Raw genomic sequence first — 13,682 nt, 5'->3', positions numbered from 1 at the left:
GGCTCGCTCCCACACTGGATCGGGGAGGTTTGGAGGAAAAAGTGGCGGAAGGCAGCCGGAGTCGAACCTGCCCGGGAACGGATGCCGTCCCCAACCGGGTTTGAAGCCCGGCCGCGCCACCGGGCGCGATTGCCTTCCTTGAACTCATTGTGCGTTGGCGTGGGCCAGCGCGTTGTCGGGGCGGATCTGGCGGGATTCGCCTATGCGTCGGGTCAGGCCGACGCGGTCGAAATATTCCAGATACTGAATGCAGCGTTTGCGACCCAAGCCTAGCGCATCACGGAAGGTTGTCACCTGGATCTGCGGATTTTCCCTGGCCAGTTGGAGCAACACGTTGGCCATTTGGCGCAGTTGCACGTCACTCAAGAACAGGTCGCGTACCACTTGATGCATCAGACCGAGCCGCGCCAGTTTGCGCAGCAGCAGGCGCACGACGGCGTCGTCCTGACCGAGCATTTTCGCGATGTCGCGCACCCATGGCGGGTCGAAACCGGCCTGTTCGAACAGCGGTTGCAGTTGCAGCCAGAGGCTTTCGTCCTCAGCATTCAAGCGCACTTGATGATCCGGCAAATGCAGCCACGGCCCGCTTGCCTGAATCGATCCGGCGGTGAGCAATTCATCCAGCAAACTGACAAACGTCGAGCGCTCCAATGCCAAGCCGCTGAAGCGGCGCAGGCGATCGCGATCCGGGCCCATCTGGTCGGGCTCCAGTTCATGGAACTGCGCGAGTTGTTCCAGCAGAGTGAACTTCAGCTGCGCCCAGCGCTGCACGTTAAACAGCAGCTGGCCTTGGCGCGTGTCGATCAGGCGTACGTTTTCCGCTAACGCCCACGTTGAGCGCGGACGATTGAACTGACGTTCGAGCCTCAGCGGGTCGAGACCGCCCGCACTGTAGTTGAGCAACACGGGCAGGACCTGTTCGAACTCGTCGCCCGAGACCAAGGAGCGCAATTGCGCTAGACGTTCCGGGCTACGACGCTGTCGCGCCGGGGCGAACGGGTCGAGGACCTGGCCGCCGCCCAAGGTGCGTTGTGCGCTCTGGTCGCGCAGGATCAGCCGATCACCTTTCACCGCGTGCACCGGCGCATTGATCAGCAGTTGCGCGAACATGTGTTCGCCGGGACTGAGGCGCGGGCCTTCGAGCAACGCCACCCGTGCAATCACATCCTGCGTGCCGAGGTGCACGTGCACCGGGTGGAAGTGTTCGAAGGTGCGTTCACCGGGTAACAGTTGAAAGTCGATGTCGACCCGCTGCGTCGGCGCGTGCAGCCACTCGCTGAGTAACCACTGGCCGCGATGGATCTGCGCCAGTTCAAGGCGTTCGCCGCTGAGGTTCAACGCCACTCGCTGGCCGGCAAAGGCCTGTTCGGCGGGTTGATTTTGGGCGTGCAAACCTCGCACCCGCACCGATTTCCCCGAAGGCCCGAGGATGAGCTTGTCGCCGATGGCAACCGTGCCCGACAACGCCGTGCCGGTCACCACAATGCCGGCACCGGTAACGCTGAACGCGCGGTCGATGGCCAAACGAAAACCACCTTCACGGCTGCGTTCGTGTACTTCGTTTTGTGTCTGCACCAACAGTTCGCGCAAGGCCTCAACGCCCTGTCCGCTCAGGCTCGACACTGTCAGGATCGGCGCCTCGGCAAACGGCCCCGGGGCCAGCAGGTCCAGCACCTGGCGCTGCACCTCTTCCACCCTGCCCGCTTCGGCGCGGTCGCATTTGGTGATCGCCACCAAAGCGCGCGGGATGCCGAGCAATTCGACAATCGCCAGATGCTCGCGGGTCTGCGGCATCACGCCGTCATCGGCGGCAACTACCAGCAACACCAAGTCGATGCCTTGCGCGCCGGCGAGCATGTTGTGGGTGAATTTCTCGTGGCCAGGGACGTCGATAAACCCGGTCAGGCCGGCGCCGGGTGCGAGTTCGGCATAGAGATAGCCAAGGTCGATGGTCATCCCCCGCTCGCGCTCCTGCGGGCGGCGATCGCCGGTTTGTCCGGTCAGGACTTGCAGCAGCGAGGTCTTGCCGTGGTCGATGTGCCCCGCCGTGCCGATAATCACGAATCGACCTGCAACTGTGGCAACTGCGCGAGCCACGCCGGCTCATCGTCGAGTTGGCGCAGATCCAGCCACAGAGCATCGTCGTCGATACGCCCGAGCACCGGGATCGCCAACGCGCGCAGCGCCGCTTCCAGATTCAACAGGCAACGCCCGCGCAAGCGCTTGGGGACTTGCGGGCGACAACACAACGCTGCACTCGGCAGACGCGCCACCGGTTGGCTGCCGCTGCCGATCATGCCCAAGGCCTCGACTGCACTGACCTGCCAGATCTCACCCAACCGTTCAGCCATCAAGGGCTGCAAGCGCAAAGCCTGGGCGAAGATCTCAGCCTGCGGGCGGGTCAACAGACGCAAACTCGGCAGACGTTCAGCGAGGCGATCGGGATCACGATACAACCCGAGCACCGCTTCCAGCGCCGCCAAAGTCAACTTGTCCACCCGCAGCGCGCGTTTCAACGGGTTCTTCTTGATCTTCGCGATCAGCTCTTTACGCCCGACGATCAACCCGGCCTGCGGGCCACCGAGCAATTTGTCGCCGCTGAAGGTGACGATATCCGCGCCATCCAGCAGCGCCTGACGCACTGTCGGTTCCGCCGGTAAGCCCCAACGGGTCAGATCCAGCAGGCTGCCGCTGCCCAGGTCTTCCAGCAACGGCAAGCCGTGTCGATGGGCCAGCTCGGCCAGTTCAGCAGTCGGCACCCGCGCGGTAAAACCTTCGATGCTGTAGTTGCTCGCATGCACGCGCATGATCAAACCGCTGCGTGGGCTGATCGCCGCTTCGTAGTCGCGGGCATGGGTGCGATTGGTCGTACCGACTTCGTGCAGACGCACACCGGCACGGGCCATGATGTCGGGAATGCGGAAGGCGCCGCCGATTTCGATCAGCTCGCCACGGGAAATGATGCCTTCCTTGCGCGCGCCCAGACTGTTGAGCGTCAGCAGCACGGCGGCGGCATTGTTGTTGACCACGGTAACGGCTTCGGCGCCGGTCAGTTCGCGGATCAGGCTTTCAATCAGATCATCACGATCACCGCGTTTGCCGCTGGCCAGATCGAACTCCAGATTGAGCGGATAACGTGCGGCCATTTGCACGGCGTCGATGGCTTCGTCCGGCAACAAGGCGCGGCCCAGATTGGTGTGCAGGACGGTGCCGGTGAGGTTGAAAACGCGGCGTACGTTGCTGCGCTGTTGCTGGGCCAGACGTTCACCGACGCGGCCGGCAAGCACTTCGGGGCTGATTTCGACGGCTGACAATTGCCCGTTCAACACGCCGGAACGTAGCTCATCGAGCAACTGACGCAAACTTGCCAGCAGCGACTCACGGCCGTGACGCTCAAGTAAAGGCCCACACGCAGGATGACGCAACAGACCATCAATGGAAGGTAACCGCAGGGACATCAGCCACTCCTGGAGACAGATCACTGCGCCAGAGTGTAGACGCTCAGTTCATTCGTCTCCCGGTGCCAGCAACAGATTCGGTGCCAGCCGCTGATAACCGTCCTGCGCCAGGCGCATGTCCAGCAGCAGACTGGAGATATCTGCTGATAACGCCTCGGCATCGGCATCGTTTTCCAGATACACCAGTTTCAGATAACTGTTACACCCCGGACAGACCTCCGCCCTTAACGGTGCCTGATTTGCAGCGTGGCGATCGTCCTCGAGGCTCAGATAATCAAGCCCTTTGCTCGACTCGCAATACACGCACTTGACCCGCACCACATGCCATTCGCAGGCACACAGCGAACACACCAGATAACGCAAACCATTGTGCTTGCCGCGATGGCGAATGACCCCGGCCATCGCCGGTGAACCGCACGCCGGGCATTGGCTGAGGCTGTCGCCGGGTTTAAGTTTCAAATCCAGCGCGCTGAGCAACCAATGACTCCAGGCCACTTGCAGCGCTGCGCCGAGAAACGGCACCAGTTGCGCCGGTACCATCGAATATTGACCACTGACCAACGCCACGGCCCATGCGCGTAACTGGCCGGAACTGGCGACCCGCAACGTCGTCACCGCATCAATGACGGCAGGTTGCTCAGCAGGTTCATAACGCTGCAGCAAAGCTTCAAGGTAAGCCTGCCAGCCCTCTTCGCGCACCAACGTATCGGCGGCAAACGGCGGCAAACCATGCTGCTGACAGGCTTCAATCCGTTGTTGATCGAACGGCGCCGTCAACGGCGGATCGTCGAAGACCTGCTGCTGCACCCGGCACAATCCGGCAATCAGTCGCAGGTATTCAGCCAGCGCATGCCCCTCGGCCAGTTGTTCCAGTCGATCAGCCCGCAGCGCAAACAGGTTCGAAGGCGGCAGATGCAGAAACGGCGGCGAACTCGCCGCCGCTTCGATTTCCCCAGGTTCCAGAATGGTTGGCAAGAGTCAGCCCTTTTTGGTGATCGGTCGTTCCGGCACATCCGGTTGGCGTTCGTCGCGGGTGATGTCGCGATACCAGAGTTCATGGTGTTTCCTGGCCCAGGCGCGGCTGACCCAGCCGTGCATCATTGCGTCCACCGAACCCTTGATCCACAGCCCGGCGTAGATGTGAATGATGATGCTCAGCACCAGAATGAACCCGGCCAGCGCATGCAGGAGCATTGCCCAGCGAATCACGGTGATGCCGAAATACGCACTGAACCAGGCGCGCCAGATCACCAGCCCGGTAAACAGCAAACCGAGCATGCACAGCAGTAAAGTCCAGAACAGCAGCTTCTGCCCGGCGTTGTATTTGCCCACCGGCGGCACGCTTTCTTCGTCGTTAACCAGCACCCGATCGATGCGGCGCATCCACTTGCCGTCGTTGCTGATGAAGAAGTTGGCACGCCAGAAACTCAGCACCAGACCGAGGAAAAACACGAACATGGCGATGCCCATGTACGGATGCAGAATCCGCGTCCACGGCCCGCCGCCGAACAGGTTGCTGAGCCAGAACAACGACGGATGAAACAACGCCAGCCCGGACAGCCCGGCCATGAAAAACAGGATTGCCACCAGCCAGTGATTGGTGCGCTGGTTGGCGGTGTAACGCAGGATCGTCTTGTTGCTCATGGCCGGTCCTCCCCGCGTGGATCGAAGGTGTGCACTGCCGGATCGACAACGTGCACCGAGGTGTCGGGTGGTGTCGGGTGTTCATCCTCTACCACCCGATTCGGGCCGATGCGCACGTAATGGAAGAACCCGGCCAGCACCGCGGCGCCCATGGCCAACAGGCCCAAGGGTTTGCTGATGCCTTTCCACAGGCCCACCAACGGGCTGATCGCCGGATCCTGCGGCAGATTGGCGTAGATCGTTGGTGTGTCAGCGTGGTGCAACACGTACATCACATGTGTGCCGCCAACGCCTGCCGGGTCATACAGACCGGCATTCTCGAAGCCACGGCTTTTCAGGTCGACGATGCGTTCGGCAGCGTGTTCCTTCATGTCTTCCTTGGTGCCGAACACAATGGCCCCGGTCGGGCAGGTTTTCACGCAGGCCGGTTCCAGCCCTACCGCCACGCGATCGGAACACAAGGTGCACTTGTAGGCTTTGTGATCCTTTTGCGAAATGCGCGGAATGTTGAACGGGCAACCGGTGATGCAATAACCGCAACCGATGCAGTGATCCTGATCGAAATCGACGATGCCGTTAGCGTGTTTGATGATCGCGCCGGGGCTCGGGCACGCCGCCAGACAACCGGGCTCGGCGCAGTGCATGCAGCCATCCTTGCGGATCAGCCACTCGAGGTTGCCGGCGTCGGTTTCATGCTCGGTGAAGCGCATCAACGTCCAGGTTTCGGCGCTCAGATCCTGCGGGTTGTCGTAGGTGCCGTGGTTGTGGCCGACCTCGTCGCGCAGCTCGTTCCATTCCGAGCAGGCGACCTGACAGGCCTTGCAGCCGATGCATTTGGTGGTGTCGATCAGCTTGGCCACCGCCTCCTGATTCCTCACCGATGGCGGCACGGTGGTAGTGGCCGAGCGGGCAATGATGTCTTGGCTGGCCATTTAAAGATTCTCCATTAGAGCTTCTCCACGTTGACCAGGAATGACTTGGATTCCGGGGTCTGTGTGTTGCCATCGCCGAGGAACGGCACCAAGGTGTTGGTCAGATAACCGTGACGCGTCAAACCGGTGAACCCCCAGTGCAGCGGGATGCCGATCTGATGCACGACCTGGCCGTTGACCTGCAACGGCCGGATCCTTTTCGTCACCACTGCCACCGCTTCGATAAAGCCGCGCTTGCAACTGACGCGTACGCGATCACCGGCAGCAATGCCCTTCTCTTTCGCCAGCACTTCGCCGATTTCGACGAACTGCTCCGGTTGAGCAATTGCGTTCAACTTGCAGTGCTTGCTCCAGAAGTGGAAATGCTCGGTCAACCGGTAGCTGGTGCCGGCGTACGGGAAGTCCTTGGCCTCGCCGAGGGTTTCCCAGACCGAATCGAAGATCCGCGCCGCCGGGTTGCTGGTGGCTTTCTTGTTTTGCGGGTGCAGCGGGTTGATGCCGATCGGCGTTTCGAACGGCTCGTAGTGCTCGGGGAATGGTCCTTCGTTCATCTTGTCGACGGCGAAGAATCGCGCCACGCCTTCGGGGTTCATGATGAACGGGTTCATTCCGGCTTCCGGTGGTACGTCGGCCTTATAGTCCGGCACGTCGGTGCCGCCCCAGGCTTTGCCGTTCCACCACACCAGGCGTTTTTTCGGGTCCCACGGTTTACCGGCGACATCTGCCGAAGCGCGGTTATAGAGAATCCGCCGGTTGGCCGGCCAGGCCCATGCCCAGCCCAAATGCTGATGCATGCCGAACGGATCGGCGTTGTCGCGGCGGGCCATCTGGTTGCCGGCCTCGGTCCAACTGCCGGCGAAGATCCAGCAGCCAGACGCGGTGCTGCCGTCATCTTTGAGCAAGCCGAATCCGGCCAGTTGCGAGCCGGCCTTGACCGCAACGCCGGTGGCATCGGTGAAATCGGCCACGGCGCTGCCGTTGATTTCCTTGGCCAACTCTTCCGGCGAAGGCTCGTCGGGGATCTTGTACGGCCACGTCAGTTTCAGCAGCGGATCGGGGAATTTGCCGCCCTCGGCCTGATAACGCTTGCGCAGGCGCAGGAACAATTCGCTCATGATGCGGATGTCGGTCTGCGCCTCGCCCGGGCCATCGGCACCTTTCCAGTGCCATTGCAGCCAGCGACTGCTGTTGACCAGCGAGCCGTCCTCTTCGGCAAAACAAGTGGTCGGCAGGCGAATGACTTCGGTCTGGATCTCGGCGCTTTTCACGTCGTTGTAAGGCCCGACGTTGTGCCAGAACTCCGAAGTTTCGGTAGCCAGCGGGTCCATCACCACCAACCATTTCAGCTTGGCCAGTGCGCCCATCACGCGGTTCTTGTCCGGTAGTGCCGCGATCGGATTGAAGCCTTGGCAGAAGTAGCCGTTGACCTTGCCCTGGCTCATCAGGTCGAACATCTTCAGGACGTCGTAGTTGGGGATGTCGAGTTTCGGCAAATGGTCGTAGCACCAATTGTTCTCGACGGTGGCGTTGGCGCCGTACCACGACTTCATCAGGCTGACGTGGAACTTGCTGTAGTTCTGCCAGTAGGAAAGCTGTCCGGGTCTAAGCGGAACCTGCGTGCGTTTGTGGATGAACTGGGCGTAATCCTGCTCCATGTCGCTGCCCAGGGTCAGGTAGCCCGGCAGTGCGTTGGAGAGTAAGCCAAGGTCGGTCAGTCCCTGAATGTTCGAGTGACCGCGCAAGGCATTGACGCCACCGCCTGGCATGCCGACATTGCCCAGCAGCAGTTGCACCATTGCCGCGCTGCGGATGATCTGCGCGCCGATCGAGTGCTGCGTCCAGCCGAGGGCGTAGAGAATCGTCATGGTCTTGCCCGGGATCGAGCAGGTGGCGATCTCTTCCCAGATTTTCTGCATGGAGTCGACCGGCATGCCGCAGATCTGGCTGGCGAGGTCGATGTTGTAGCGGCTGTAATGCTGCTTCATCAATTGATAGACGCAACGCGGATCCTGCAGGGTCGGGTCGACTCTGACGAAACCGTCCTCGCCCAGTTCGTAACCCCAGCCGGACTTGTCGGTGTAGCTGCGTTTGGCCACGTCGTACCCGCTGAAGATGCCGTCTTCGAAGCCATAACCTGCTTTGACGATGAACGACACGTCGGTGTAGTTGCGCACGTATTCGTGCTGAATCTTGTCCTCGGTCAGCAGGTAATTGATCAGCCCGCCCATGAAGGCGATGTCGGTGCCGGTGCGGATCGGCGCGTAATAGTCGGCCACCGAAGCGGTCCGGGTAAAACGCGGATCAACCACGATCAGCCGCGCAGCGTTGTGCGCCTTGGCCTCGGTTACCCATTTGAAGCCGCACGGATGCGCTTCTGCGGCGTTGCCGCCCATCACCAGGATCAGATTCGCGTTGGCGATATCGGTCCAGGTATTGGTCATGGCACCACGGCCGTACGTCGGGGCAAGACTTGCCACCGTCGGGCCGTGTCAGACACGCGCCTGGTTATCGAACCCCAGCATGCCGAGACTGCGAATCACCTTCTGGGTGATGTAACCGGCTTCGTTGGACGCCGCCGACGCGGCGAGGAACCCGGTGCTCAGCCAGCGATTCACCGTTTGCCCGTTGGCATTTTTTTCGATGAAGTTGGCGTCGCGGTCGGCTTTCATCAGGTCGACGATGCGGTCGAGCGCTTCGTCCCAACTGATTCGCGTCCATTCGCTGCTGCCCGGTTTGCGGGTTTGCGGGTAGAGCAAACGGCCGGGGCTGTGAATGAAGTCGAGCAGGCCTGCGCCTTTCGGGCAGAGGGTGCCGCGGTTGACCGGGTGGTCGGCGTCGCCCTCAATGTGAATGATGCTTTGCGCTACGTTCTTCGCGGTATCGCCCTGGCTGTACATGATCAACCCGCAACCGACCGAGCAATACGGGCAGGTGTTGCGGGTTTCATGGGTGTGGGCAAGCTTGAAGTGGCGCACCTGCTCGGCGAAGGCTGGCGTCGGGGCCATGCCCAACGCGCCCAGGCTCGAGCCTGCAAGGCCGATACCGGCGACCTTGAAGAACTGACGACGGCTGAGATCCATCGTGCACTCCTGATCAGGTGGAACCCGGTACTGCTGCCGGGTTTTATCTGGACAATCACGGTTGCGGCAAACGTCTGCCGACCTTTTCACTGTAGACAATGACCACACGATCTGTGTGAAAACCGACCGTCGGCCGTTTGTCGGCACTCCTGCTAACAACCGCAAACCCTGTGGGAGCTGGCTTGCCAGCGATGACGTCGGCTCCTCCAACAATGATGGTGACTGACCCACCGCTATCGCTGGCAAGCCAGCTCCCACAGGGTTTGAGTGTGTTTCCAAAGGGACATGGGTTTATCATGCCCGCAGGACCAATCCCGCCTTCACGAGACCGCGCATGACTTTCGATTTTGATCAGGTATTCGACCGCCACAACACCGGCAGCACCAAGTGGAGCCGCTATTCGGCCGATGTGTTGCCGATGTGGGTCGCTGATATGGATTTCGCCGCGCCACCGGTGGTGATCGAGGCATTGCAGCAACGTTTGCTGCACCCGCTGGTGGGTTACAGCGTGGCGCAGGACAACTTGCGTGAAGCCATCGTCGCCGACCTCTGGGCCAAGTTCGCCTGGAAGGTCAAACCGCAAGAGCTGATCTTCCTGCCGGGAGTCGAGTCGGGCTTCAACATGGCTTTGAAGGCGCTGGTGCAGCCGCAGCAGAACGTTGTGGTGCAAGTGCCAAACTACCCGCCGCTGCGCCACGCGCCGGGGCATTGGGGGTTGAACAAGGTCGAGCTGGAGTTCGTCGCGCAGGCTGACGGCACTTACCTGACGCCGCTGGACGTGTTGCGTGAATCGCTGAACGGTGGCGGCGCGCTGCTGCTGAGCAACCCGCACAACCCGATCGGCAAGGTGTTTGGCCGTGAGGAACTGCAAGCGGTGGCGGATATCTGCGCGGCGCAGGACGCCTGGATCATCTCCGACGAAATCCACGCCGAACTGTGCTTCGACGGTCGCGTGCACATTCCGACCGCGTCGCTGAGCACGGAGATCGCCGAGCGCACCATCACCCTGATGTCGGCGAGCAAGGCGTACAACATTGCCGGCCTGAAGACCTCGTTCATGATCATCCAGAACACCGCCCTGCGCGAACGCGTCAACCACGCCCGTTGCGGCATGGTCGACAGCGTCAATCCGCTGGGCATGGAAGCCACGCGCGTGGCTTACAGCGAAGGTGGACCGTGGCTGGCCGAGCTGAAAACCTACCTGCAAGCCAATCGCGACTGGCTGGTTGAAGCGGTGCGCAGCCGCTTGCCTGGCGTGACCATCAATGTGCCGCAGGGCACCTATCTGGCCTGGCTGGATTGCTCGGCGCTGGACCTGGACAACCCGCAGCAGTTCTTCCTTGAACAGGCCAAAGTCGGGCTGAGCCCGGGTCTGGACTTCGGCGATCAACACCAGCAGTTCGTACGCCTGAACTTTGGCTGCCCGCGCTCGCTGCTGGAAGAAGGCATCGCCCGCATGGAGCGTGCCCTGACTCAGCGCAACACCTGAAAACACCACTAAACCCTGTGGGAGCTGGCTTGCCAGCGATAGCGGTCTGACATTCAACATTAATGTCGACTGATACATTGCTATCGCTGGCAAGCCAGCTCCCACAGGTTCTTTATTCAGTCTGAAGACCTGCGTAAATCCGATCGAACTCACGGCAAAGGCACCGGGTCAACCACCCATACCTGCCCTGAGACCTCGGAGACCCGCGATGACCGACCATCCAAAACCACCCTTCCCCGCACAAGCCCAAGCCGTGCCCGGCGCGCAAGGCAAAATGCAGCCCTACCCCGACTGCGGCGAGCAAAGCTACGTCGGCTCCGGGCGGCTGGCCGGCAAGATCGCCCTGATCACCGGCGCCGACAGCGGCATCGGCCGCGCCGTGGCAATCGCCTTCGCCCGTGAAGGCGCCGATGTTGCCGTCGCCTACTTGAATGAACATGAAGACGCCAAAGAAACCGCGCGCTGGGTCGAACAGGCCGGGCGCCAATGCCTGCTGTTGCCGGGCGACATCGCGCAAAAAGCCCATTGCCAGGCCTTGGTCGACAAGACCGTTGAACGCTTCGGCCGCATCGATGTGCTGGTCAACAACGCTGCGTTCCAGATGACCCACGAAACCTTCGAAGAAATCCCCGACGAGGAATGGGTGATGACCTTCGACGTCAACATCACCGCAATCTTCCGCTTGTGTCAGGCCGCGATCAAACATATGCGTGCCGGCGCGTCGATCATCAACACCAGTTCGATCAACTCGGACATGCCCAAACCCACCCTGCTCGCCTACGCCACCACCAAAGGCGCGATTGCCAACTTCACCGGCGGTCTGGCGCAGATGCTCGGGCCGAAAGAGATTCGCGTGAACTGCGTGGCACCGGGGCCGATCTGGACGCCGTTGATTGTCTCGACCATGCCCGATGAAGAAGTGCAGAACTTCGGCGGCAACACCCCGCTCGGCCGCCCCGGGCAACCGGTTGAAGTGGCGCCGATCTACGTGCTGCTGGCCTCGGACGAAGCCAGTTACATCACCGGCCAGCGCTATGGCGTGACCGGTGGTAAACCGATGCTGTGAGTAAACGCACTGTAGGAGCTGCCGAAGGCTGCGATCTTTTGATTAGGATGTTAAAAACAAGGTCAAAGGATCGCAGCCTGCGGCAGCTCCTACAGGGGCGGCGTCAGAAGCTAAAGGGTCTCTGCGGGCGGCCGTCATTAATCACTGAGGGCGGCAGATCATGAGTTTTATCGTGTGGGTGGCGGTGCTTGGCGCCGTGCTGTTGACCCTGGCACTGACGTCGTCGTACCTGCGCTGGATGCCGGTCACCACCTCGGCGGTTTGTCTGCTGCTGGGGATCGGCATCGGCCCCAGTGGCCTCGATCTGTTGAAACTGTCCTTGGAAAATGCCTCGCTGTGGATGGAGCACCTGACGGAAGTCGCGGTGCTCTTCTCCCTGTTCGTCTGCGGCCTGAAGCTGCGCCTGCCGCTGCGTGACAAACGTTGGCGAATCGCCTTTGGCCTCGCCGGGCCAGTGATGGTGCTGACCATTGCCGGGGTTTGTCTGCTGCTGCACTTTGCGTTGAGCTTGCCCTGGGGGCCGTCGCTGTTGATCGGCGCGATTCTGGCACCGACCGATCCGGTGCTGGCGGCGCTGGTTCAGGTCAACGATGCGCGGGATGTCGACAGCGTGCGTTTCGGCCTGTCGGGTGAGGCCGGGCTGAATGACGGGGTGGCCTTTCCGTTTGTGATTCTCGGTTTGTTGTTGATCCACGGTGACGGCTCTGCCGCCGAGTGGCAGGGCTGGGTTCTGCGCAATTTATTGTGGGCGGTGCCCGCAGGATTGCTCACCGGTTACTGGATGGGCCGCGGTATCGGTCGGGTGACGCTTTCGCTACGTATCCGCAATGACGACAGCACGCTCAGTCCGAATGACTATCTGGCGTTGTCACTGATCGCCTTGGCCTATGTCGTCGCCGAGGCGATTGGCGGCTATGGCTTTCTGTCGGTGTTTGCTGCCGGACTGGGCCTGCGTCAGGTCGAAGTGAAATCCACCGGCGCAGGGCAGCCACCCGCCGAGCATCTGGTGCAACCAGTGGTCGGCCACCAGAACGTCGAGCCGCAGCACGCGGTGCACGGCGACACGGAACGGCTGGAGAGTGACCAGGTCGCCGCCGGCATCATGATGGGCGACATGCTGTCATTCGGCGGTCTGGTCGAGCGCGCCATGGAAGTGTTTCTGGTAACTCTGCTCGGCGTGGTGCTGGTGGCGCATTGGGATTGGCGGGCGTTACTGGTGGGCGGCGTGCTGTTCTGCCTGATCCGCCCGGCCTGCGTTGCGTTGATGCCTTGGGGCGCATTGCTGGAGGGACGCCAACGGCTGTTGATTGGTTGGTTCGGCATTCGCGGGATCGGTAGCCTGTTCTATCTGTTTTACGGCTTGAATCACGGGCTGACCGATAGCGTCGCCACCTTGTGTACCGACCTGACCTTGTCGGTGGTGGCACTGAGCATTTTGCTGCACGGCATCAGCACACAACCGATCCTGGCTCGCTATGAGCAGCACAAGAAACAAAAATCCTGATTTTTAATCCCGAGTTTTATCGACTAATTGATCGAACATTTTTCTGTAAAAAAATGGATCCCTGCTTAATCACCGGCAGTCACAAGCATAACCCCTCGCCGGATACGTCCGGCGAGGCCCGGCAGGTTCGGTTCCCCTGCGGCGCTACGCCTATGAAACGGAATCCTTGAAGAAAAAGGTCACGGTCATGAAAGAATGCTCGACTCCTGCGCAAATCAAGGCTTGCAGAGCACTGGCTCTGGAACGCAATCGTCAATTGTTCGATAACGCCCACACCCTCAATCGAGCGGCCAATGCGCTGCTTGACGTGGCCGATCTGGACATTGAGCAGTTTGAGCGCTACCGCGCACTGCGCAAGAAAGCCGACTCGATGTTTGAAGACGCCATCGACCATTTGTGCGTCCTGAACGAGGACTTCCCACCGATCCCGATGTCCTCGCAAAACTCAATGGCGCTGCGTCGAGAGCTTGAAACTGTGGAGTGAGGCAGAAAAGCCCCTCACCCTAGCC

At 61.0% G+C, this 13,682-nt stretch carries 10 protein-coding genes and 1 tRNA gene; 4 read left to right on the top strand and 7 right to left on the bottom strand.

Annotated elements, in window-relative coordinates:
* Window positions 1–42: 42 nt before the first annotated feature.
* The 7 genes from PMI23_RS14255 to fdnG all read right to left on the bottom strand — a co-directional run bounded on the left by PMI23_RS14255 (window position 43) and on the right by fdnG (window position 9,114).
* Window positions 43–138: transfer RNA gene (locus tag PMI23_RS14255), tRNA-Sec, on the bottom strand.
* A 6-nt stretch (window positions 139–144) separates the two neighbouring features.
* Window positions 145–2,061 (bottom strand): selenocysteine-specific translation elongation factor, encoded by a 1,917-nt coding sequence (gene selB / locus PMI23_RS14250; RefSeq protein ID WP_007914846.1) that lies wholly within the window; start codon window positions 2,059–2,061, stop codon window positions 145–147.
* Window positions 2,058–3,461 (bottom strand): L-seryl-tRNA(Sec) selenium transferase, encoded by a 1,404-nt coding sequence (gene selA / locus PMI23_RS14245; RefSeq protein WP_162130181.1) that lies wholly within the window; start codon window positions 3,459–3,461, stop codon window positions 2,058–2,060. Before selA ends, selB begins: the two co-directional genes overlap by 4 nt.
* A 45-nt stretch (window positions 3,462–3,506) precedes the next feature.
* Window positions 3,507–4,433 (bottom strand): formate dehydrogenase accessory protein FdhE, encoded by a 927-nt coding sequence (gene fdhE / locus PMI23_RS14240; RefSeq protein WP_007914848.1) that lies wholly within the window; start codon window positions 4,431–4,433, stop codon window positions 3,507–3,509.
* A gap of 3 nt (window positions 4,434–4,436) precedes the next feature.
* Window positions 4,437–5,102 (bottom strand): formate dehydrogenase subunit gamma, encoded by a 666-nt coding sequence (locus PMI23_RS14235; RefSeq protein ID WP_007914853.1) that lies wholly within the window; start codon window positions 5,100–5,102, stop codon window positions 4,437–4,439.
* Window positions 5,099–6,034, bottom strand: a complete 936-nt coding sequence (gene fdxH / locus PMI23_RS14230) for a formate dehydrogenase subunit beta (protein WP_007914856.1) — start codon at window positions 6,032–6,034, stop codon at window positions 5,099–5,101. Before fdxH ends, PMI23_RS14235 begins: the two co-directional genes overlap by 4 nt.
* A 14-nt stretch (window positions 6,035–6,048) precedes the next feature.
* Window positions 6,049–9,114, bottom strand: a complete 3,066-nt coding sequence (fdnG, locus tag PMI23_RS14225; RefSeq protein ID WP_157279741.1) for a formate dehydrogenase-N subunit alpha — start codon at window positions 9,112–9,114, stop codon at window positions 6,049–6,051.
* A 334-nt stretch (window positions 9,115–9,448) separates the two neighbouring features.
* Between fdnG and PMI23_RS14215 the strand changes: the two genes are divergently transcribed.
* From PMI23_RS14215 to PMI23_RS14200, 4 genes are all read left to right on the top strand, one after another.
* A complete protein-coding gene (locus tag PMI23_RS14215; RefSeq protein WP_007914861.1) occupies window positions 9,449–10,603 on the top strand; it encodes a MalY/PatB family protein in 1,155 nt (384 codons plus the stop codon).
* Between the two features lie 208 nt (window positions 10,604–10,811).
* Window positions 10,812–11,669, top strand: a complete 858-nt coding sequence (locus tag PMI23_RS14210; RefSeq protein ID WP_007914862.1) for a glucose 1-dehydrogenase — start codon at window positions 10,812–10,814, stop codon at window positions 11,667–11,669.
* A gap of 160 nt (window positions 11,670–11,829) precedes the next feature.
* Window positions 11,830–13,173 (top strand): cation:proton antiporter, encoded by a 1,344-nt coding sequence (locus PMI23_RS14205; protein ID WP_007914863.1) that lies wholly within the window; start codon window positions 11,830–11,832, stop codon window positions 13,171–13,173.
* A gap of 187 nt (window positions 13,174–13,360) precedes the next feature.
* The gene (locus PMI23_RS14200) at window positions 13,361–13,657 is read left to right on the top strand and encodes a hypothetical protein (protein WP_007914865.1); all 297 of its coding nucleotides are present in this window, start codon (window positions 13,361–13,363) and stop codon (window positions 13,655–13,657) included.
* The last annotated feature ends 25 nt before the right edge of the window (window positions 13,658–13,682 follow it).

Origin of the sequence: Pseudomonas sp. GM24 (genome assembly GCF_000282235.1) — a bacterium.
GTDB lineage: Bacteria > Pseudomonadota > Gammaproteobacteria > Pseudomonadales > Pseudomonadaceae > Aquipseudomonas.
The sequence above is the reverse complement of the archived record's forward strand: the minus strand, read 5'-3'. Positions and strand labels throughout refer to the sequence as shown.

What these genes read in the sequence shown, in the direction of transcription:
- PMI23_RS14200 (WP_007914865.1), top strand. Translation starts at nt 13,361, where the DNA reads ATGAAAGAATGCTCGACTCCTGCGCAAATCAAGGCTTGCAGAGCACTG.
- PMI23_RS14235 (WP_007914853.1), bottom strand. Translation starts at nt 5,102, where the DNA reads ATGAGCAACAAGACGATCCTGCGTTACACCGCCAACCAGCGCACCAAT.
- PMI23_RS14210 (WP_007914862.1), top strand. Translation starts at nt 10,812, where the DNA reads ATGACCGACCATCCAAAACCACCCTTCCCCGCACAAGCCCAAGCCGTG.
- PMI23_RS14215 (WP_007914861.1), top strand. Translation starts at nt 9,449, where the DNA reads ATGACTTTCGATTTTGATCAGGTATTCGACCGCCACAACACCGGCAGC.
- fdxH (WP_007914856.1), bottom strand. Translation starts at nt 6,034, where the DNA reads ATGGCCAGCCAAGACATCATTGCCCGCTCGGCCACTACCACCGTGCCG.
- PMI23_RS14205 (WP_007914863.1), top strand. Translation starts at nt 11,830, where the DNA reads ATGAGTTTTATCGTGTGGGTGGCGGTGCTTGGCGCCGTGCTGTTGACC.